Below are 18,839 nucleotides of genomic sequence, written 5' to 3'. Positions count from 1 at the left end.
GACCAAAAAGAAACCGGTGCGCTGCCATCGGCGTCACGCGGTGGCGGGCAGTAACGGCAGCGCCGCCGCTATGCGTTCATTCCAGGTAGCCGGTGCGCCGAACAGCGTCCGGTCCAGCTTGGCGCGCTTGTAGAACAGCTGCAGGTCGTGCTCCCAGGTGTAACCCACCGCGCCGTGCAGTGTCAGGGCACTGTCCGCGACCTCAGCTGCCCCGCTGGTGACCTGGGCCTTGGCCACCGCCGCGTGGACGGCCCGATCGGGCAACTGTTCCTCGGCGGATTGAGCGGCGTAGTACACGATGGACATCGAGGATTCGATGGTGACCAGCATCTGCGCGGCGGCGTGTTTGACCGCCTGGAACGAACCGATCGGTTGTCCGAACTGATGGCGCTGTTTGCTATATTCCACGGCCAGGCCGAGCATCCGCTCGGCCGCACCGAGCGCGTCGGCGGCGACGAGAACCCCTGCCCAGGTGGAAATTTCGCTGAGAACGCTGGTGGCGTCGACGTCGAGCCGGCGTGCGGTGACGTCGTCGAGTTCGACGTCGGCAACCTCCCGTGACCGGTCCAGGAGTGAGCGGGAGCGGATGTCAACCCCTGCCTCGGCGACGTCGACCAGCCACAGGGTTGCGCCGGTGTCGTCGGTGACCGGAACCAACAGGTGCCGCGCCCGCGCCGCGGCGAGCACACACGGAATCTGCCCGTGCAACCGGTTTACGCTGGCGCGCACCGGCCCGAACCCCGCCGGAATGCGATCGGCACGCACCGCCAGCGCGGTCACCTCACCGGACTCCGTAGCAGCTCGGGCCAGGGCTGGTTCGCAGGCCAGGGTCGGGACGACGAGCGCGGTCTGCAGCCACCCGGCCGACGGTGCGGCCGTGCGCCCGAGCTCGCGCGCGGTGAGCGCCAGCTCCAACAGGCCGCCGCCCTGACCGCCGAGTTCCTCGCTCAAACCGACCCCGGCCCAACCCTCCTCGACGAAGATGTGCTCAAAGGACCTCGGATCCCGGTTCTCCAGCCAGCCGCGCACCGTGGCTGCGTCAGCCCGGTCGGCCAGCCACTCCCGTAGCGACGTCGCGAACAGTTGTTGCTCTGCGGACAGCTCCCAATGCATGACCTTCTCGCCCTTCAACTTCGGAAGTCGCGTCCCGAGCCGACTCCGCTTCTCGGCCCAGCTCTTTCAACATGAACCATGTCGTGATGGTGAGGTAGCCGCCCCAGACGGCAACCGGGACATAGAACGCCAGCAACCCGTGGTAGGCGAACGGTCCGCTCTTCAGGAACGCCGGCCCGGCGGCGAAGAACAACGTCAGCGCGCCGGCAAAGGTCAGCCAGGTGAACCAGCGCGGAACCATCGGTTGATCGCGGTGATCCATCAGCTCCACCACGCCGGTCGCAGCCATCTCGATTGCCAGATAGATCCAGCCCAGTAGGAAGGCGAACCAGGCCCAGTCGTAGAAAGCCTGGATGACGTCGGATCCGCTCTCTCTGCGGTAGGCCGACACGATCCACGCGCAGGCATTGAGGAAGACGATCAGCGAGATGAAGACGCCGCACACCGCGGTGGTGAACGACCATACCGGCCGCCGGCCCTCGATCTTGGCCAGCATGATGCCGAACATGATGGAGCCGGGGGTGAGGATTCCGGCGGCAACGTAGAAGACGCTGCAGCCGATAATCGTGCCCCAGTGGTGCGTTTCGCTGAACCACACCTTGGTCGCGTTCATCCCCAGGTCGGCTCTCGCGGGATGGTAGAAGTGCGCGATGCCTAGCCAGCCGATCGCGGTGAGCGCCACGAAAATCCAGTTGCACCACAGTGCAATCCGCTGCGAGCCGTAACCTTCGCGGTTCCGCATCATTCGCCCATCGTCATCGGTGACCAACAATGATTCGATAGTACAAATGGACTGACCAAAAATTCAAGGGCTGCGGCAGACCTGGCGGTGCTGCTCTGACCGGTGTCCCCAAAGGGGTAGACAAAGTTTGACTCGTTGGGGGGAAGCCAACCCGACCCCATCGGCGTGACGATCGAAGTGCCGCAGCTGCATCGATCGGGATCGTGTCGATGCGCATCAACAACGTGTCCTAGGAGCAGACCGATGGCGATAAAAACTCAACCCACCCCCTACACCCCGGCGCGGGTACCGGAACCGTACCCGACGGACTACCGAACCTGGAAGATCCTGGCCTGGACCGGTCCGGTGTTCCTGTTCGCGGTCTTCTGCCTGTGGGGGATCGTGGCCGACAACATGCCGCCATTCCCCGCCAGCGCAACGGGAGCCGAGGTCAAGCAGCATTTCCATGACTTGCGACCACGGCTGTTGATCGCACTGAGCGTCTGCCTCACCATGACCGCGTTCTACATGTCGTTCAGCGTGGCGGTCTCGCGAGTGATGGAACGCATCGAAGGTCCCGGCGGGATCCTGTCGAAGATCGAAATGATGGGCGGCACCATCACCTGCGCTCCCGTCTCGGTCACGCTGGCGATCTGGCTGGCGGCCGCGCACGAGGTCGACAATCTTCCGCCCGAGACCATGCACCTGCTCTACTGGATGGGCTGGCTCCTCTTCGATCTGGCGTATTTTGTGACGTCTCTCCAAATCGCTGCTGTCAGCATTGTTTTCATGCGGGACAAGCGGAAAACGAAGTTGGTCCCCAGCGCGGTCAGCTGGTGGGGCTGGGTCACTTTCGCATCGTTCTTCGCGGTCAGCGCCATCCCGTTCGTCACCACCGGTCCGCTGGCCTTCAACGGCGTGATCAGCTTCTGGATCGCCTTCTTCACCTGGTTCTTCTGGATCCCGTCGGTGTCCTACTTCATCATCAAAGCGATCCCGCGCCTACAGGCCGAAGATGCTGCGGCCGAACTTGCGCACGTCTAGTTCGTGAGCGTCGAAACCGCCGAGCGGGTGGAACCCAGACGCCTTCCAGGACTGGAGGGCATCTGGGTCTTCATCGGCGCCGACTCGGTGATCTTCGCGATCCTGTTCCTGACATTCATGCAGGATCGGCTCAAAAAGCCGGCGTTGTTCGAGGCGTCCCGGCACACCCTGAACATCGATCTGGGTGGGGTGGACACGCTGATCCTGTTGACGAGTTCGTGGTTGGTCGCGCTGGCCATCCAAGCCCTCAAGCGTGACCTCGTCGACCGGGTGCCCCGCTACCTGCTCGGGGGAGTGGTCACCGGGCTGATGTTCGTGGTGTCCAAATCTGTTGAGTACTCCCAGAAATTCGCCCACGGCATCACCCCGGGAACCAACCCCTTCTACATGTGGTACTTCACCCTGACCGGCATCCACCTGGCCCACGTGTTGCTCGGTACCAGCCTGCTGACGTATGTGTGGCTCAGGTCGCGGCGAGGTGCCTTCAGCAGCGGCCGCCGGGCGGTCCCGGAATCGGTGGCATCCTTCTGGCATCTCGTCGATCTGTTGTGGATTGTGTTGTTCCCGTTGCTGTATCTGATGAAAGCGGCATGATGTCGGAGTTGCGGGAGCGGGTCACCCACGTCTGGCTGGGTCTGATGGTGTTGACCTGCCTGACGACGTGGGGACTGTCCAAGGATCTGTTCAGCCCCACCGCCGCCGTCCTGGGAACGTTTGTGATTGCGGCGGTCAAAGTGCGGTACGTCATTCTGGATTTCATGGAATTGCGCCGCGCGCCGCTACCGGTGCGCGTGCTTTTCGAAGCCTGGCCGGTCGTAGTCGCAGGTGTGATCCTGGGCTGCTGGCTGACCACGCCGGCCGGGGTCTGACTACGCGCGATCTAGCGCACCCGGAGCACGACTTTGCCTTTGGCGCTGCGATTTTCGAGCGACGCCACCGCGGCCGCGGCCTCCGCCAACGGGAACACATCCGGCTCCGGGGCGGCCAGTTTGCCCGACGTGAACAGCTCCTCCAGCGCGGCCCACTGCTGTTCGAGCGCACCCGGGTGCTTACCGGCCCAGGCCCCCCAACCCACGCCGACCACGTCAATGTTGTTGAGTAGCAACCGGTTCACCTTCACGGTAGGGATCTCGCCACCGGTGAAGCCGATCACCAGCAGCCGCCCGGCCGGTGCCAGGGAACGCAGCGAATCGGTGAACCGGTCGCCGCCGACCGGGTCCACCACGATGTCGACTCCGCGGCCGTTGGTCAGCTCCTTGACCGTGTCCTTGAACCCGTCGGCCAACACCACGTCGGTGGCGCCGGCCGCTGTGGCGATCTGGCCTTTCTCCTCGGAGCTGACCACCGCGATGACGCGCGAGGCACCCATGGCCGGCGCCAGCCGCAGCGCGGAGGTGCCGATGCCGCCGGCGGCGCCGTGCACCAGTACCGTTTCGCCTTGGGCCAGGCGGCCGCGGACGGCCAGCGAGAAATACACCGTCAGGTCGTTGAACAGCACCCCGGCGCCGGCCTCGAAACTGAGGTTCTCGGGCAGCTTGAACACCCGGTCTGGTGTCAACACCGCGACCTCGGCCATTCCGCCGGTCAGCATGGTCAGGCCCAGCACCCGGTCGCCGGCCTTGACGTGGGCACCGTCAGGGGCCGAGCGGACCACCCCGGCGATCTCGGCGCCAAGCACGAAGGGCGGATCGGGCCGGTACTGGTAGAGGCCGCGGGTGAGCAGCGCGTCGGGGAATGCCACCCCGGCGGCGTGCACCTCGACCACCACGCCGTCGCCGGTGGGTTCGTCGACGTCTGCCACCTCGATAGCGTCCGGACCGTCCAGCCGAGTCACCCGTGCTGCGCGCATGCCACCTCCGATGTTGAACCTTCTGTCAATCTACGGCCCTGGCTCGTCGCGATTGCCGGCCGAGGGCCCACTGACCGCGTAGGCCAGAGAGCCAAACATAGCCAGCAGGCCGATCCAGGCCGCGGATGTGTAGGGGCGTGGCGCGGTCGGTGAGACCGAGCAAACTCTTGACGATCAACACCAGACCTGTCGGCTTCGAGGTTCGACCGGCCGTGATCTCGTTTTGGCTGGAGTTCAACGCGCCACCGACCACGAAGACCCAGAAGAAGACGAAGGCACCGAAAAGGCCCCAGCGCAAACGTAATTCACCCTTCTTCGCGAGGAATCGGATGCAACCGGATATGACGGCCACGCTCACACCGATGCCGCCGTACATGAAGCAGGTGCCTTTCAGGGTTCGACGCCACCACTGCTGCGCTGCGCCACCAGCACCCACCACGGCGGCCCGGACGGTGCTCGTTGGGTCCCGATCCCTACGGCGATGGCCACCGGCAATGCCAGGCTTGTCCAGAACAGCGGCTGCCGCAGCAAGCTGCCGCCGTTGGTGGCTCGATCCATGCTCATTCCTCGCTGCGGTCGCCGTCCCGGTGCGCCGCAATCAGACTGTCGGCTCAACGCTAATCTCACGTGATGGAGCAATTTCCACTCGGTCGCCACTCGGTGTCCCGGGTCGGCTTCGGAGCCATGCAGCTGCCGGGGCCCGGCGTGCTGGGGCCGCCGCGCGATCGAGCGGCTGCGGTGTCGGTGTTGCGGCGCGCGGTCGAATTGGGGGTGAACCACATCGATACCGCCCAGTACTACGGGCCGAAGGTGGCCAACGAACTCATCCGGGAGGCGCTGCATCCCTACCCGGAGGATCTGGCGCTGGTGAGCAAGGTCGGCGGCCGACGCGACGACACCGGCGCCTGGCTGCCGTTGTCCGATCCGGGCGATCTGCGCCGGGATCTGGAAGCCAATCTGTGCACCTTGGGTGTCGGGCAGTTGGCGGTGGTCAACCTGCGGGTGATGGAGAGCACCGAACCGGACCAACTCTTCGACGACCAGCTGGCCGTCCTCATCGCCGCCCGCGACGAAGGCCTGATCGGCGGTATCGGGCTCAGCGAGATCACCCACGCACAACTGTTGCACGCGCTGGAGATGACCGAGATCGCCTGTGTGCAGAACAGTTTCAATCTCGTCCATCGCGCCGCGATGCCGCTGGTGGATGAATGCACTTCGCGCGGTATCGCTTTCGTGCCGTTCTTCCCGCTGGGATCGGCCTTCGCCGGGGTGCACAACCCGGTATTGGGCAACGCGGTGGTGGTCCGGGCGGCCGCGCAGTACGGGCACACTCCGGCACAGGTTGCGCTGGCGTGGACACTGAGTGTGGCGCCCAACGTCCTGTTGATCGCTGGCACCTCGTCGGTGCAGCATCTGGAGGAGAATCTTGCGGTCGCCGACATCGAACTCGACGACGATGTCCGTATCCAACTCGACGCGATTGCCGGCTAGTGCCGCAACTGGTCCGCACCGCCACCGCCGCCGACGCCGCGGCCTGTGTCGAGATATACCGCCCCTACGTGCTGGACACCCCCATCACCTTCGAGACCGAAGTGCCGACCGTCGAGGACATGGCAGACCGCATCGAAGCGGCCCAGGTGGGTCACGAATGGCTCGTCCTCGAGGACGACGGGACGGTTGTCGGCTACGCCTACGCCAGCCGGTTTCACCCGCGTTCGGCCTACCGCTGGGCGGTGGAGACAAGCATCTATCTCTCACCGGATCGCAAGGCTTCGGGCGGTGGGCGCATGCTGTATACCGAATTGCTGAAACGTCTTGCCGGGCGGGGGTTCCGGCGGGTGTTCGCCTGCATCGCCCAGCCGAACGAGGCCAGCAACGAAATGCACGCAGCGTTCGGTTTCGAGCCGGTCGGCCACTTTCGCCGGGTCGGGTGGAAACTCGGGGCCTGGCACGACGTGCAGTGGTGGCAGCGCGACGCCATCTCGGCGGCGGACGAGGTGGACCCGCCCACCGAACTGGCCTGAGGGCCGGCGGTTACTTGAGTTCGGCCGAGGACAACCCGAGCAGGCGGCGGGCGACCACCAATTGCTGAATCTGTTGGGTGCCTTCGAAGATGTCCAGGATCTTGGAGTCCCGTCCCCACTTCTCCAGCAGCGTCTGCTCGGAATATCCGGTGGTGCCGGCTAATTCGACAGTCTTCAAGGTGACATCGGTGGCCATTCGGCCGGCTTTGGCCTTGCTCATCGACGCTTCTTTGGAATTGGGGATGCTGTTGTCGGCCTGCCACGCGGCGCGCAGCGACAGCAGGTAGCTGGCTTCCCAGTCAGACTCCATCCGCAAAAACTCGGCGGCGGCGGCACTTTGCACGTGCGAGGGCCGATCGTAGTCGATCTCGACCCCGGCGTTGGTGAGGATCTTGCGGATCTCCTCCAGCGCGGCGCGCCCGATGCCGACAGCCATGGCCGCCACGATCGGCCGCGTGTTGTCGAACGTCTCCATCACTCCGGAAAAGCCTTTGCCCACTTCGATTTCCGGGTTGCCCAGGATGTTGTCCCTGGGGATACGGGCGTTGTCGAAGCGGATCACCGCGGTGTCCGAACCCTTGATGCCGAGCTTGTGCTCGAGCCGCTCCACAGTGACGCCGGGGTGCTCGCGGGGTACGACGAAGGACTTGATCGCCGCCCGGCCGGCCGTCTTGTCCACTGTGGCCCACACCACGATGTGGGTGGCGCGCGAACCTGCGGTGACGAAGATCTTCTCGCCGTTGATGACGTATTCGTCACCGTCGAGTCGCGCGGTGGTCGACACCGCCGCGGAGTCCGAGCCGAATCCGGGCTCGGTGATGGCCATGGCGGCCCACACCTTGCCGAAGCGTTCCAGTTGCTCCTCGGTGGCGACCGCGGAGATGGCCGCGTTGCCCAGACCCTGATAGGGGATGGACAGCATCATCGCCAGGTCGCCCCAGCTGGCCTCGAGGGTCTGCACCAGCGCGGCCATGTTCGCGCCGTTGTGATTGTCTTCTTTGCTGTCGGCACCGCGCAGTTCGCCGGCCCCGGCAAAGCTGAACGAGTCCGATGCTCCCTCGAACAGATTGATCAGCGTGTCGAGCTCGACCGGATAGGCGTGTTCCTTCAGGTCGTACTTGCGGGCGATGGGCCGCACCAGCTCGGCGACACCCTGGTGGGTCTTGGTGATCACCGCTTGCAGCTTGCCCGGTAGCTCCAGATTGATTGCCATGATGAGTCTTTCGCCTAGAAGTTAGATGACCACAACGCCCTCGGCGACGCCGATGGCCCGCAGATCGCGGTACCAGCGCTCGACCGGGTGTTCCTTGGTATAGCCGTGGCCGCCGAGCAACTGCACGCCGTCCAGGCCGATTTGCATGCCCTTGTCGGAGGCGAATCGCTTGGCCAGTGCCGCTTCCCGGGCGAACGGTAGGCCCTGTTCGGCACGCGATGCGCCGCGCCAGGTGATCAACCGCAGTCCGTCGAGTTCGATGGCGATGTTCGCGCACATGAACGCGACGGCTTGCCGACGCGCGATCGGTTCGCCGAAGGCCTCGCGCTCCTTCACGTAGGGGATGACGTAGTCGAGCACCGCGTGGGAGGTTCCGACTGCCAGCGCGGCCCAACCCAGCCGGGCAAGGGCGATCGCTTCGGAGTAGTCGGCGTCGGCCGCGTCGTCCTCGCCCAGTCGGGCGTCCAGTGGCACGGTCACTCCGGAAAGGTGGACCTGTCCCAGGGCCGCCGCGCGGATTCCCATGCTCGGGTCGGCCTGGACGGTCAGTCCTTTGGCGGTCGACTCGACGATGAACAATGCGGGCTTGCCGTTGAGCTGGGCGCCGATGATGAACAGTTCGGCGTCAGCGGCGGCCGGCACCAGGGACTTCACGCCGTCCAGGCGGTAGCCGGACGGGGTGCGCACCGCGGTGGTCCGCAGCCTGGTCGGGTCGAACAGCGGCTGCGGTTCGGCAATGGCCACGCATGCCTGCGGCACGTTCTCACCGGCGAACTCGCCGAGGTAGGTCGACTGCTGGTCGGCGCTGCCCCAGTGGGTCAGTGCGGCCGCGACGCCGCCGGGCGCCAGGATCGGCAATGCCTGTCCCATATCGCCGTATGCCAGCGCCTCGGCGACCAGCACGTTGGTGACCGAGGAGCGGTGCTCGGCGATGCCGTCGAAGTCCTCAGGGATGTTGATGGCGGTGATCCCGAGCTCGGCAGCCTTGGCGATCAGACCGGCCGGGTAGCTCGCGGCCTCGTCGGCGTCGTGGGCGGCCGGACGCAGAATCTCGCCGGCGAACTCCTCGACGGTCTCGACGATCATTTTCTGGTCGTCGTCCGGTGTCAGGTCGAAGTAGTTCTTGCCGCTGGCTTTCAGTCGGGTCGGTGTACCCCGCAGGTTCTGCACCCGCTTGAACTGGCGACCCGCGGCGGCAGTGGTGGTGAACAACTGCTTGGTGCCGTACCGCAGCGCCCGATTCAGCGGATCGCGTAACCGATATTTGTCCAGGAACTCCTGGCCGACGATCGGCGTGATCAGCGCGATGGCGACGTCGACGCCGGTGCGTTTGTGCGGTTTCATCCCGATCTGGCGGTCATCGCGCTTCTTGGTGCGCGATCGGCTTTTCGAAACTGTGTCGGTCATGTCAGCAGCCTCTGTCGTTGGGGCGTTGCGAATAACCGTATCTTACTCCAGAGTAAGATAGATAGGCCCGTGTTAGTTAGTTCACAGGCTGCGCAGGCTGTTCAGCACCCGGTCATGCAGCAGGCCGTTGGTCGCGACCGCGCTGCCGCCGTGCGGTCCCGCGGTGCCGTCCAGGCTGGTGAACCGGCCGCCGGCCTCGCGCACCACAATGTCCAGCGCGGCCAGGTCCCACACCGATACCTCTGGTTCGGCCGCGATGTCGACGGCCCCCTCCGCCAGCAGGCAGTACGACAGAAAGTCGCCGTAGGCACGTACCCGCCAGACGGTGTCGGTCAGCGCGATGAACTGCTCGCGTAAACCGCGATCCGCCCATCCGGACAGGCTGGAGAACGACAGACTCGCCGAATCCAGTTCCGCGACAGCCGAAACCGACAGTCGGCGCGGGGCCGCCCCGTTGATCGATGCAAATGCGCCTGCGCCGCTCGCCGCCCACCACCGGCGCTGCAATGCGGGGGCGCTGACCACCCCAACGACCGGCACCCCGTCGACCAACAGCGCGATCAGGCTGGCCCAGACGGGGACTCCGCGCACGAAATTCTTGGTGCCGTCGATCGGATCGATGATCCACTGTCGTCCGGTGCAGGCGGCCGTACCGCCGAACTCCTCGCCGAGCACGTCGTCGCCGCGACGGCCGACCGCGATCGCCTCGCGCAACTCGGCTTCGACCGTGCGGTCTGCGTCGGTCACCGGGGTCAGGTCGGGTTTGGTGTCGACGCGGAGATCGATCGCGCCGAACCGGGCGCGGGTCAGCGTATCCGCACGATCGGCCAGATCCAGCGCGAACTGCAGATCGTCGTTCATTTCTGCAGTCCTACCATGGCGGCATGTGGGAATTCCTGGCGTTGATCATGCTGGTGGCCGTGCTGGCGATGTTCATCGTGCCCCGGTTCATCAAGCCCGGGCCACGCGGCGCACTGGCCAGCGGCACCCTGCTTGTGACCGGGGTCAGCCCACGGTCAGAGGAAGCCGGTGAGCAGTTGGTCACCATCTCCGGCGTCATGAACGGGCCGACCGTCAACGAGCATCCGGTCTACCGGCAAATGGTCGTCGACGCCGATCAGTGGCCGACGATAGGACAGCAGTTTCCGGTCGTGTATTCGCCCAAAAATCCGGATAACTGGAACTTCGCGCCACCAGAGCAGCTGCCGGGCGAGTAGTGCATCGACGCTGGTCCGCCCGTGGCTGCGGCCGTAGCATTGCCCAGTGTGTGGGCGGGTGGTACTGGTGAACGCTTTGGCCGTGAATTGACCCGTCAACCGTGGTGATTCACGGCATCCAGCGCGCCGCGCAGCGCGTCCGGGTTGCGCAGGAACGGCGTGATGATGTCGACGGGCAGCGGGAAGACCACGGTGGAGTTCTGATCGGCACCCAGCTCCAAAAGTGTTTGCAGATAACGCAGTTGCAGCGACGCCGGACTCTTCGAGAGCGTCTCGGCGGCCTGGCGCAACTCCTCGGACGCCTGCAGTTCGCCGCGGGCATTGATCACCTTCGCGCGGCGCTCACGCTCTGCCTCGGCCTCGCGGGCCATCGCCCGCTGCATCGACTCGGGAATCTCGACGTCCTTGATCTCCACTACGCGCACCTGCACACCCCAGGGTTCGGTCATCTTCTCGATGATGGTGCGCAGGTCGCTGTTCAGGTCCTCGCGGTGAGCCAACAGCGTGTCCAGGTCGACGCGGCCCAGCAGCGAACGCAAGGTGGTCTGGGCGATCTGGGAGGTGGCCATCGCGTAGTTCTCCACGGCCAGAATCGCTTTCAGCGGTTCGGTGACCGAGAACATGACCACCGCGTTGACGCGGGCCGGCACGTTGTCGCGGGTGATCACCTCCTGCGGCGGGATGGTGAGCGTCACCAGGCGCTGGTCGACGCGAACCATTCTGTCCACCAACGGGATCAGGAACCGCAGTCCCGGCTGGTACAGCGGACGGATGTGACCCATCCGGAACACCACCCCGCGCTCGTACTCCCGTAGCACCGACAGCGAGACCACGGCGAGGCCGACGAGCAACACGATCCCGAGGACGACCACACCGATCACCAAACCGGTCATGTCTTGTTCTCCTTGCCTTCCCATCCTCCCCAGCGGGTGGAGTAGCGGTCGACCGCGGCAGCCACCTGGTCCTCGATCGCGGTCCGGTGTGGTAGGTGGTCCGGCGCGTTGGCCGGGGTGTTCCACAGGTGCCGGGCAAGCGGCAGCCCGAGCAGTGTGATCACCGTGATGGTGCCCGCCAACACCAGGACATCAGCCGGCGTGTGGTTGGTGACCATCATCGCCAGCGGTAGCACAATACCGAAAGCCGCTACGCTGCAAGCGATCCCGCGGTGAAAACGGCCGGCTTCCGAATGCGGCCACGGATCGACCTCACGGCTGATCTCGCGTCCGTGGTTCGACGTGGTGCAGGTGGACTTGACCGGGCAGCTGTTGCACACGATGGGCAGTGCCCGGTAGCGCATCACCCGGTGCTTGGGATCGAACGAGGTCGGCCACAGCCAGTGATCCCGCGGGCACACCCAGGCGTCATGGTCGGGCCGGTAACTGAATTGCCCGCTGCGCCAAGCCGCTGCGCGTGCTGAGGCATGCCGTGCCATCAGGTCGAAACACCACCCGATGGCCAGCAGCAGCAGCGAATAGCCGGCGATCAGCCATACCGACGTCGCGGGCGCGGCCATCTCTCAGTCCTTCGCCGTTGTCGGCTCCACCGCGGTGTTCTCGGTGTACAGCGCATGTTCGGGCAGCTCGTCCACCGTTGTGCCGGACCGGAAGTTGCGCAGCGCCAGCAAGGCCATCCAGACGAACGGCAATATGCCACCGCCAATCAGGATGATGTCACCGGGCATCCGCAGCCATTCGAGTACCGCGTTGCCCGGTTTGGTGATGTAACCCAGGGTGCGCGCCTCGAAGTAGCCGTCGTTGACGGAGTGGTACAGCTGCATCACGCCCAATGGCAGCAGTGTGACGAACACCATCCAGGCGAGTCCGATGTTCATGCACCAGAACGAGATTCGGGCCAACTTCTCCGGCCACTTGTCGGCCGGGATCACATAGCGGAACGCGAACATCGCCAGTCCGACGGCGAGCATCCCGTAGACACCCATCATCGCGGCGTGACCGTGATTGGCCGTCAGCGCCGTGCCGATCTGGTAGTAGGACACCACCGGCAGGTTGATCAGGAACCCGAAGATACCGGCTCCCAAGAAGTTCCAGAATCCCACGGCCACCAGGAACATCACCGCCCAGCGGTGCGGGAACGGGTTGGCGTCACCGGATTGCTGGCGTGCGCCGAGTTGCAGGAACGCCCACGCCTCCACGGTGAGGAATGTCAGCGGGATGACCTCCGCGGCGGAGAAGAACGCCCCAAGTGCCATGTGTTCCACTGGCGTTCCGGAGAAATACAGGTGATGCATGGTGCCGATGACGCCGCCGGCCGAGTACAGGATGACGTCGAGGAAGATCACCCCGAGCGCGATGCGTTCCCGCACCACACCCAGCAGCACGAACATGTACGCCACCATCACGGTGGTGAACAACTCCAGGAAGTCTTCGACCCACAGGTGCACCACCCAGAACCGCCAGAAGTCGGCGACGGTGTAGTGGGTGTCGCTGGTGGCCAGCAGGCCGACGGCGTAGAACGCCGGAATCGCCAAGCCGGAGAAGAAGAACAGCCACGGCATGTTCATCTTCGACTCACCCTTGAGTCGGGCGCGGATGCCGCGCCAGATGATCGCGATCCACACGAACAACCCGACGACGAGCAGGATCTGCCACAACCGCGGCAGGTCGAGATACTCCCACTGCTGGGAGAACAGCCCGCCTTCGGGGATGACACCGTAAATGGACAGGGCTTCGCAGGTCAGTGAGCCGAACACCACCAGCGCGACCGCGCCCAGCAGGATGTAGGCAAGCAGCGCTTGACGTTTCGGCTCGCGACGCGCGATGAACGGCACCAGGAAGATACCGCCCGCCAGGAACGCTGCCGCCGTCCAGAACAGGGCCAACTGCAGATGCCAGGTGCGGGCCAGGTTGTAGGGCAGTATCCGGGCCAGATCAAAGCCGAAGAACGTCGACAGGTCGGCGCGGTAGTGCTCGGCCGCCGCACCCAGCAGCGCTTGGGCCAAGAAGAGCACCGAAACGACCGCGAAGAACCAGATGGTGGCTCGTTGGGCCGGCGTCAGGCCCACCTCACCGGGTTGCCGGAAAGACAGCGTAGAGGTCTCAGCGCCGTGCCAACCGACCTTCTGGCTCCAGCGGCCGTAGACGGCGAACATGATGCCGATACCGCCCAGCAGCGCGATCAGCGACAGCGCCGACCACACGATGACCGCCGCGGTAGGACCGTTGTCGACGCGCTGCTCGGCCGGCCAGTTGTTGGTGTAGGTGTATTTGTGCCCGGGCCGTTCGGCCGCGGCTGCCCAAGCGGTCCAGGCGAAGAACGCCGTCAACTGACGAATCTGCGTCTTGTCGGTGATCAGGTGCGGCAACAACCCGTATTTGGTGGAGTTCTCACCGAAATAGGCTGCGTAATGATTTTGCAGGTGGTCGAAGGCCGCGGCCTGGTGAGCGGTGAAGGACAGCGTCTTGGTGTCGGGGTTGTAGCGGTTGGTGCGGAATTCGGTGACAACTCGTTGGCGCGGATCTGCGACGCCTTCGGCGCGAAATTGGTCGGCGACGTCGTCGGTCGCCATGCGCAGGTATTCGGCGGTGTAGTCGGGTCCCAGATAGGCGCCGTGACCCAGCACCGACCCGTACTGCATCAGCCCGCGGGCCTGAAAGAGCTCTTGGCCCTTGGTGATGTCGTCGCTGGTGAACAGTGTTTGTCCGGTTTCGCTGACCACCTTGTCCGGCATCGGCATGGCCGCCGTGTAGGTCCGGTAGGCCAGGATGCCCATGACCAGGAAACCGAAGATCATCACCAGGGCAACCCCCTGGACCCAGCCCTTACCCACTAGCGGCTGGGCGGACGGCTGAGCGGGATTCGGCGTGGACGATACCTCTTGAACAGCCATTTGCAGGATCTCCTGTCTGGGCGATGGGCTGTATCGCCGGGCGCTGGCAATGGTATTTGCGCGCTCACCTGGTGGCTAGGGACTAATGGCCCGGATCCGGGGACCAACTCCTCTGGGAATCGATCCGGCCCGCTCCTAACGTTCGGATTAGCCGGAAAGACCGAAGGAGGAGACCACGATGAGCGGCCGCGAGCCTGGTCCTGCAATCGTCGTCGGTATCGACGGATCGAAGGCCGCGTTGCACGCGGCGGTGTGGGCCACCGATGAAGCCATTGAGCGTGATGTTCCGCTGCGACTGATCTACGTCATCGATGCGTTGCAGAGCGCCGGGATCGAAAGGTGCCGGGCAGCCGCGCGCGCCGCGCTGTACGACGCCTTCCGGGCGATCAGAGCAACCGGCAGCGACGTCACCGTCGAAACCGACATCCGCTGGGGTAAACCGCTCAACAAGTTGATGCAGGAGTCCAGGTCGGCCGCGATGATCTGTGTCGGCTCGATCGGCCTCGCCCATGCCCGTAGCGGCCAGGGATCGGTCGCGGGCGCCCTGGCGGGATCGTCGCTGTGCCCCGTGGCAGTGATCCACCGCAGGCCCGACGGCAGCACAACCCCCGAGATCAGCCGGGTGGTCGTGGAGGTGGAGAATGGTTCGGTGCTGCGACACGCGTTCCGGGAGGCCCGGCTGCGGGAAGTCCCGTTGCGTGCCGTTTCGGTGCAGGCGAAGCGCACCACTGATCAGAACGGTTTACAGCAGGCACAATTGGACCGCCGCTTGAGCAGGTGGACGCGGTTGTATCCCGATGTCCGGGTCGAGTCGGCGGTGGTGCCCGGCCATTCCTGCCGCTACCTGGCCGACTACGCCGGACCGGGGCAGCTGTTCGTCACCGACGCGCATACCGCGCAGGTGTGCAGTGTCTACAACGCGGGATCCTCGGTGCTGACCGTGCGGTGCAGCAACTTGTAGGGACCGAATTCGGAGGGGCGCGTTGGTAAGAGTCTTCCTGGTCGACGACCACGAGGTGGTGCGGCGCGGTCTCATCGACTTGCTCGGCGCCGACCCCGAACTCGACGTCGTCGGCGAAGCCGGCTCGGTGGCCGAGGCGATGTCACGGATACCGGCGGCCAACCCCGACGTGGCGGTCCTCGATGTCCGGTTGCCCGACGGCAACGGCATCGAACTGTGCCGAGATCTGTTGTCCCGCATGCCCGAATTGCGATGCCTGATCCTGACCTCCTACACCTCTGACGAGGCGATGCTGGATGCGATCCTGGCCGGCGCCAGCGGGTACGTGGTCAAAGACATCAAAGGCATGGAGCTGGCCCACGCCGTCAAGGAGGTGGGTGCGGGCCGGTCATTGCTCGACAATCGAGCGGCCGCGGCCCTGATGTCCAAACTGCGGGACGCCACCGAGAAGCCTGACCCGTTGTCGGGCCTCACCGACCAGGAACGCACGCTGCTGGGCCTGCTCAGCGAGGGTCTGACCAACAGACAGATCGCGGACCGGATGTTCCTCGCCGAGAAGACGGTGAAGAACTACGTCTCCCGGTTGCTGGCCAAGCTCGGCATGGAACGGCGCACCCAAGCCGCCGTGTTCGCAACGGAATTGAAGCGCTCGCGGTTACCCGGTGACGGACGATGAACCAGGACGAGCCGAGCCTGCACCCGTTCCGGCAGACGTTGTCCCAGCTGCGGCTGCGCGAGCTGCTGGTCGAGGTGCAGGACCGGGTCGAGCAGATCGTCGAGGGCCGCGACCGGCTCGACGGTCTGCTCGAGGCGATGTTGGTGGTCACCTCGGGTCTCGAGCTCAACGAAACGTTGCGCAGGATCGTGCGCTCGGCGACCAATCTCGTCGACGCCCGCTACGGCGCGCTCGAGGTGCACGATCGGGAAAACCGGGTCCTGAACTTCGTCCACGAAGGCATCGATCCGGAAACTGTCAAGCGGATCGGCCACCTGCCCGAGGGGCTCGGTGTCATCGGGCTACTCATCGACGAACCCAAAGCGCTACGGCTGGACGACCTTTCGCGACATCCGGCCTCGGTTGGATTCCCCGAGCACCACCCGCCGATGCGGACGTTCCTCGGGGTACCGGTCCGGGTGCGCGACATCTCATTCGGAACGCTGTATCTGACCGACAAGACGAACGGACAACCGTTCAGCGAAGACGACGAGGTCCTGGTGCAGGCGCTGGCCGCCGCCGCCGGTATCGCCATCGCCAACGCACGGCTGTACCAACAGGCCAAGGCGCGCCAGTCGTGGATCGCGGCGACCCGCGACATCGCCACCGAGTTGCTGTCCGGCACCGAACCTGCCACGGTGTTCCGGCTGGTCGGCGAGGAGGCGATCAGCCTGACTGCAGCCGACGCCGCGCTGGTCGCGGTGCCGCTCGACAGCAGCGCAACGGCCGCCGACGTCTCGGAGTTGCTGGTGATCGAGACGGTCGGTAGCACGGTCGAAACCATTGCCGGACAGACCATTCCGGTGGCGGGCACCGCGTTGGGCGAGGTATTCGTCAACGGCACGCCGCGGCAGATCGCCCGGCTGGACCTGGACGGCGCAGCGGGGCCGCTCGCCGCAGGACCAGCGCTGCTGCTGCCGCTGCGCGCCGCCGACACCGTCGCCGGCGTCGTCGTGGTGTTGCGTCAGGGTGCAACGCAATCCTTCACCGACGACCAACTCGAAATGATGGCCGCGTTCGCCGATCAGGCCGCACTGGCCCTGCAATTGGCCACCTCGCAGCGCCGCATGCGCGAACTCGACATCCTGACCGACCGCGACCGCATCGCGCGCGACCTGCATGACCACGTGATCCAGCGGTTGTTCGCGGTCGGGCTGTCCCTACAGGGGACCGTGCCCCGGACCATGGAACCCGAAGTGCGGCAACGGCTCTCCGAGGCGGTCGACGATCTGCAGGCGGTGATCCAGGAGATCCGGACCACCATCTTCGATCTACACGGCGCCTCGCAGGGCATCACTCGGTTGCGGCAGCGAATCGACGCCGCCGTCAGCCAATTCGCCGCAGCCGGATTGCGTACCTCTGTGCAATATGTCGGCCCGCTGTCCGTCGTGGACAGCGCATTGGCCGAGCACGCCGAGGCGGTGGTCCGGGAAGCGGTGAGCAACGCCGCGCGCCACTCGCAGGCCACCACCCTGACGGTGCGGGTGCGCGTCGACGACGACCTGTGCATCGAGGTCAGCGACAACGGCCGCGGCATGCCGGGTGACTACACCGGCAGCGGTCTGATCAATCTGCAGCGTCGGGCCGAGGAGTCGGGTGGTGAGTTTCTCGTCGAGAACCTGCCCACCGGCGGCACGTTGCTGCGCTGGTCGGCACCGTTGCTCCAATAACTATTCGGGCCAGTCGACGACGCGCGCCAACCGGCGCCGAGGCGTCGCCGGCAGCGGATCGGCGTTGATCGGGGCCCAGCCGACGCGCAGCAGCATCTGCGGGTAGCCGCGGGCGCCGAACACGTCGGCGCGGATCGCGTCGCGGGTCGCCGCGATCTCCAGCGGTTCGGTGATCGGGCAGCACGCCAGACCCATCGCGGTGGCGGTGAGCAACACGATGCTGGTGGCTTCCCCGGCGCGCAGTTGCGCCAACCGGTCGTCGTTCTCGGTGCCCAGCGCCAGGATGGCGCTGCTGTCGTCGGCGGGGGAGATGCCCGACGGTTGCGCCAGCCCAGGTCCGGCGAACAGGCGGCCGGGAATCGGGGAGCTGGGGTCCGACGGCGGAGCGCTGCGGGCCGGAACACCGGCCACCGCGCCGTACCGGCCACTCCACGTGGTCAGCTCGCGCATGTAGGCGTCGTTACCGGCATGGTCCGAAACCGCCTTGCATACAATCTCTTTCATTCGGTCCAGCGCGTCGATCTGGCGCAGCATGACTCCGCTGCGCGCAGCCCGGGCGGCCATCTGCGCGACGTCGCCGCCAGGTACCGGCCAGGAACTGTAGGCACGGCGATCGGTTCGCCGCCGCGGAATGGCCGCCGCCAGTGCGATGTCAGGCTGGTCGGGAGGCTGCGGCACCACCTCGAGGGTGGCCAGGTGACGCGAGTTGTCGGGATCGGGGAACCGACTCACCTTCGCGTGCCAACCCATCGACGCCAACGCGACCACGCAGTGATGGAGCGCGACACCGCAACTGATGATCAGATCGCGCCCGTCCGGGTCGGTGTTCTCCAGCTGCATCTCCGGCTCGGAGAACAGCTCCAGACGTGCGGCACGCACCCGCCAGCGCCACGGCTGGGTGTTGTGAATCGACGGTGCGCGGGTGGCCAGAGTGAGGACCGTCCGCAGCGTGTCGGCATCGGGGAACTGGGCGTTCATGGGTGCCGAGCCCTTCCTATCGATGACTGTGGTCATCGTTTTAGGATCGTCCGCCGGCCGCTGCCAGGGCAGGGCACGAA

The 18,839-nt window shown here is 65.5% G+C and carries 21 protein-coding genes; 9 read left to right on the top strand and 12 right to left on the bottom strand.

Features of this window, described 5'->3' with window-relative positions:
• Positions 1-33: 33 nt before the first annotated feature.
• Both AC5Y6Y_RS08630 and AC5Y6Y_RS08625 read right to left on the bottom strand, forming a co-directional pair.
• Positions 34-1,113, bottom strand: coding sequence for an acyl-CoA dehydrogenase family protein (locus AC5Y6Y_RS08630; protein WP_473139143.1), 1,080 nt, complete (start codon positions 1,111-1,113; stop codon positions 34-36).
• Entirely contained in the window at positions 1,040-1,858 is an 819-nt protein-coding gene (locus AC5Y6Y_RS08625) for a hypothetical protein (RefSeq protein ID WP_473139142.1), read from the bottom strand. Before AC5Y6Y_RS08625 ends, AC5Y6Y_RS08630 begins: the two co-directional genes overlap by 74 nt.
• 240 nt (positions 1,859-2,098) lie before the next feature.
• Between AC5Y6Y_RS08625 and AC5Y6Y_RS08620 the strand changes: the two genes are divergently transcribed.
• From AC5Y6Y_RS08620 to AC5Y6Y_RS08610, 3 genes are read left to right on the top strand one after another with little or no spacing between them, the layout of a single operon-like run.
• Positions 2,099-2,878: a hypothetical protein gene (locus AC5Y6Y_RS08620; protein ID WP_473139141.1), complete on the top strand. Its 780-nt coding sequence runs from the start codon at positions 2,099-2,101 to the stop codon at positions 2,876-2,878.
• A 3-nt stretch (positions 2,879-2,881) separates the two neighbouring features.
• Entirely contained in the window at positions 2,882-3,472 is a 591-nt protein-coding gene (locus AC5Y6Y_RS08615; protein ID WP_463827625.1) for a cytochrome c oxidase subunit 3 family protein, read from the top strand.
• Positions 3,469-3,747, top strand: a complete 279-nt coding sequence (locus AC5Y6Y_RS08610; RefSeq protein ID WP_463827626.1) for a cytochrome C oxidase subunit IV family protein — start codon at positions 3,469-3,471, stop codon at positions 3,745-3,747. Before AC5Y6Y_RS08615 ends, AC5Y6Y_RS08610 begins: the two co-directional genes overlap by 4 nt.
• Positions 3,748-3,758: 11 nt before the next feature.
• On the opposite strand, the gene AC5Y6Y_RS08605 is transcribed toward AC5Y6Y_RS08610, so the two are convergent.
• From AC5Y6Y_RS08605 to AC5Y6Y_RS08595, 3 genes are read right to left on the bottom strand one after another with little or no spacing between them, the layout of a single operon-like run.
• Entirely contained in the window at positions 3,759-4,727 is a 969-nt protein-coding gene (locus tag AC5Y6Y_RS08605) for an NADPH:quinone oxidoreductase family protein (protein ID WP_473139140.1), read from the bottom strand.
• Between the two features lie 25 nt (positions 4,728-4,752).
• Complete coding sequence (locus AC5Y6Y_RS08600; protein ID WP_473139139.1) at positions 4,753-5,103, bottom strand: hypothetical protein; 351 nt, start codon at positions 5,101-5,103, stop codon at positions 4,753-4,755.
• Positions 5,104-5,117: 14 nt separating this feature from the next.
• Positions 5,118-5,285: a hypothetical protein gene (locus AC5Y6Y_RS08595; RefSeq protein ID WP_463827628.1), complete on the bottom strand. Its 168-nt coding sequence runs from the start codon at positions 5,283-5,285 to the stop codon at positions 5,118-5,120.
• A 72-nt stretch (positions 5,286-5,357) separates the two neighbouring features.
• Between AC5Y6Y_RS08595 and AC5Y6Y_RS08590 the strand changes: the two genes are divergently transcribed.
• On the top strand, positions 5,358-6,218 hold the full coding sequence (locus AC5Y6Y_RS08590) for an oxidoreductase (RefSeq protein WP_473139138.1): 861 nt from the start codon (positions 5,358-5,360) through the stop codon (positions 6,216-6,218).
• Positions 6,219-6,226: 8 nt separating this feature from the next.
• On the top strand, positions 6,227-6,751 hold the full coding sequence (locus AC5Y6Y_RS08585) for a GNAT family N-acetyltransferase (RefSeq protein WP_463827786.1): 525 nt from the start codon (positions 6,227-6,229) through the stop codon (positions 6,749-6,751).
• Positions 6,752-6,761: 10 nt separating this feature from the next.
• Here AC5Y6Y_RS08585 and AC5Y6Y_RS08580 read toward each other — a convergent pair whose 3' ends face one another.
• The 3 genes from AC5Y6Y_RS08580 to hisN form a co-directional block, all read right to left on the bottom strand.
• The gene (locus AC5Y6Y_RS08580; protein WP_473139137.1) at positions 6,762-7,964 is read right to left on the bottom strand and encodes an acyl-CoA dehydrogenase family protein; all 1,203 of its coding nucleotides are present in this window, start codon (positions 7,962-7,964) and stop codon (positions 6,762-6,764) included.
• 21 nt (positions 7,965-7,985) lie between these two features.
• Positions 7,986-9,371: an acyl-CoA dehydrogenase family protein gene (locus AC5Y6Y_RS08575; protein ID WP_473139136.1), complete on the bottom strand. Its 1,386-nt coding sequence runs from the start codon at positions 9,369-9,371 to the stop codon at positions 7,986-7,988.
• Between the two features lie 81 nt (positions 9,372-9,452).
• Positions 9,453-10,232: a histidinol-phosphatase gene (hisN, locus tag AC5Y6Y_RS08570; protein WP_473139135.1), complete on the bottom strand. Its 780-nt coding sequence runs from the start codon at positions 10,230-10,232 to the stop codon at positions 9,453-9,455.
• A gap of 23 nt (positions 10,233-10,255) precedes the next feature.
• On the opposite strand from hisN, the gene AC5Y6Y_RS08565 reads away from it, so the two are divergent.
• Complete coding sequence (locus tag AC5Y6Y_RS08565; RefSeq protein WP_473139134.1) at positions 10,256-10,588, top strand: hypothetical protein; 333 nt, start codon at positions 10,256-10,258, stop codon at positions 10,586-10,588.
• 95 nt (positions 10,589-10,683) lie between these two features.
• Here AC5Y6Y_RS08565 and AC5Y6Y_RS08560 read toward each other — a convergent pair whose 3' ends face one another.
• The 3 genes from AC5Y6Y_RS08560 to AC5Y6Y_RS08550 are packed head-to-tail and all read right to left on the bottom strand — an operon-like array spanning position 10,684 to position 14,435.
• Positions 10,684-11,481, bottom strand: coding sequence for a slipin family protein (locus AC5Y6Y_RS08560; RefSeq protein ID WP_463827634.1), 798 nt, complete (start codon positions 11,479-11,481; stop codon positions 10,684-10,686).
• Positions 11,478-12,101 (bottom strand): hypothetical protein, encoded by a 624-nt coding sequence (locus AC5Y6Y_RS08555; RefSeq protein ID WP_473139133.1) that lies wholly within the window; start codon positions 12,099-12,101, stop codon positions 11,478-11,480. The genes AC5Y6Y_RS08560 and AC5Y6Y_RS08555 overlap by 4 nt, the downstream gene beginning before the upstream one ends.
• Positions 12,102-12,104: 3 nt before the next feature.
• Positions 12,105-14,435 (bottom strand): nitric-oxide reductase large subunit, encoded by a 2,331-nt coding sequence (locus tag AC5Y6Y_RS08550; RefSeq protein WP_463827636.1) that lies wholly within the window; start codon positions 14,433-14,435, stop codon positions 12,105-12,107.
• Positions 14,436-14,613: 178 nt separating this feature from the next.
• Here AC5Y6Y_RS08550 and AC5Y6Y_RS08545 point away from each other — a divergent pair, with 178 nt between their 5' ends.
• Genes AC5Y6Y_RS08545 through AC5Y6Y_RS08535 form a run of 3 tightly spaced genes read left to right on the top strand, consistent with a single transcriptional unit; the run spans position 14,614 to position 17,781 of the window.
• Positions 14,614-15,396 carry a universal stress protein gene (locus tag AC5Y6Y_RS08545; protein ID WP_473139132.1) on the top strand — a complete coding sequence of 261 codons (783 nt, stop codon included), beginning with the start codon at positions 14,614-14,616 and terminating at the stop codon, positions 15,394-15,396.
• A 22-nt stretch (positions 15,397-15,418) separates the two neighbouring features.
• Positions 15,419-16,072: a hypoxia response regulator transcription factor DosR/DevR gene (gene dosR / locus AC5Y6Y_RS08540; RefSeq protein ID WP_463827638.1), complete on the top strand. Its 654-nt coding sequence runs from the start codon at positions 15,419-15,421 to the stop codon at positions 16,070-16,072.
• A complete protein-coding gene (locus AC5Y6Y_RS08535; RefSeq protein WP_473139131.1) occupies positions 16,069-17,781 on the top strand; it encodes a GAF domain-containing sensor histidine kinase in 1,713 nt (570 codons plus the stop codon). The genes dosR and AC5Y6Y_RS08535 overlap by 4 nt, the downstream gene beginning before the upstream one ends.
• Here the strand turns inward: AC5Y6Y_RS08535 and AC5Y6Y_RS08530 are convergent, their stop codons facing one another.
• A complete protein-coding gene (locus AC5Y6Y_RS08530; RefSeq protein WP_473139279.1) occupies positions 17,782-18,759 on the bottom strand; it encodes an Acg family FMN-binding oxidoreductase in 978 nt (325 codons plus the stop codon).
• Positions 18,760-18,839: the final 80 nt, after the last annotated feature.

Source organism: Mycobacterium sp. NGS24 (assembly GCF_059813065.1).
Note: the sequence above shows the minus strand (reverse complement) of the source record. Positions and strands in the feature narration are given on the sequence as shown.

Coding starts and splice junctions, on each gene's coding strand:
- AC5Y6Y_RS08530 (WP_473139279.1), bottom strand. CDS start 18,759: ATGAACGCCCAGTTCCCCGATGCCGACACGCTGCGGACGGTCCTCACT.
- AC5Y6Y_RS08580 (WP_473139137.1), bottom strand. CDS start 7,964: ATGGCAATCAATCTGGAGCTACCGGGCAAGCTGCAAGCGGTGATCACC.
- AC5Y6Y_RS08550 (WP_463827636.1), bottom strand. CDS start 14,435: ATGGCTGTTCAAGAGGTATCGTCCACGCCGAATCCCGCTCAGCCGTCC.
- AC5Y6Y_RS08625 (WP_473139142.1), bottom strand. CDS start 1,858: ATGATGCGGAACCGCGAAGGTTACGGCTCGCAGCGGATTGCACTGTGG.
- AC5Y6Y_RS08590 (WP_473139138.1), top strand. CDS start 5,358: ATGGAGCAATTTCCACTCGGTCGCCACTCGGTGTCCCGGGTCGGCTTC.
- AC5Y6Y_RS08555 (WP_473139133.1), bottom strand. CDS start 12,101: ATGGCCGCGCCCGCGACGTCGGTATGGCTGATCGCCGGCTATTCGCTG.
- AC5Y6Y_RS08605 (WP_473139140.1), bottom strand. CDS start 4,727: ATGCGCGCAGCACGGGTGACTCGGCTGGACGGTCCGGACGCTATCGAG.
- AC5Y6Y_RS08560 (WP_463827634.1), bottom strand. CDS start 11,481: ATGACCGGTTTGGTGATCGGTGTGGTCGTCCTCGGGATCGTGTTGCTC.
- AC5Y6Y_RS08630 (WP_473139143.1), bottom strand. CDS start 1,113: ATGCATTGGGAGCTGTCCGCAGAGCAACAACTGTTCGCGACGTCGCTA.
- AC5Y6Y_RS08620 (WP_473139141.1), top strand. CDS start 2,099: ATGGCGATAAAAACTCAACCCACCCCCTACACCCCGGCGCGGGTACCG.
- hisN (WP_473139135.1), bottom strand. CDS start 10,232: ATGAACGACGATCTGCAGTTCGCGCTGGATCTGGCCGATCGTGCGGAT.
- AC5Y6Y_RS08535 (WP_473139131.1), top strand. CDS start 16,069: ATGAACCAGGACGAGCCGAGCCTGCACCCGTTCCGGCAGACGTTGTCC.
- AC5Y6Y_RS08600 (WP_473139139.1), bottom strand. CDS start 5,103: ATGTACGGCGGCATCGGTGTGAGCGTGGCCGTCATATCCGGTTGCATC.
- AC5Y6Y_RS08565 (WP_473139134.1), top strand. CDS start 10,256: ATGTGGGAATTCCTGGCGTTGATCATGCTGGTGGCCGTGCTGGCGATG.
- AC5Y6Y_RS08595 (WP_463827628.1), bottom strand. CDS start 5,285: ATGGATCGAGCCACCAACGGCGGCAGCTTGCTGCGGCAGCCGCTGTTC.
- AC5Y6Y_RS08545 (WP_473139132.1), top strand. CDS start 14,614: ATGAGCGGCCGCGAGCCTGGTCCTGCAATCGTCGTCGGTATCGACGGA.
- AC5Y6Y_RS08575 (WP_473139136.1), bottom strand. CDS start 9,371: ATGACCGACACAGTTTCGAAAAGCCGATCGCGCACCAAGAAGCGCGAT.
- AC5Y6Y_RS08610 (WP_463827626.1), top strand. CDS start 3,469: ATGATGTCGGAGTTGCGGGAGCGGGTCACCCACGTCTGGCTGGGTCTG.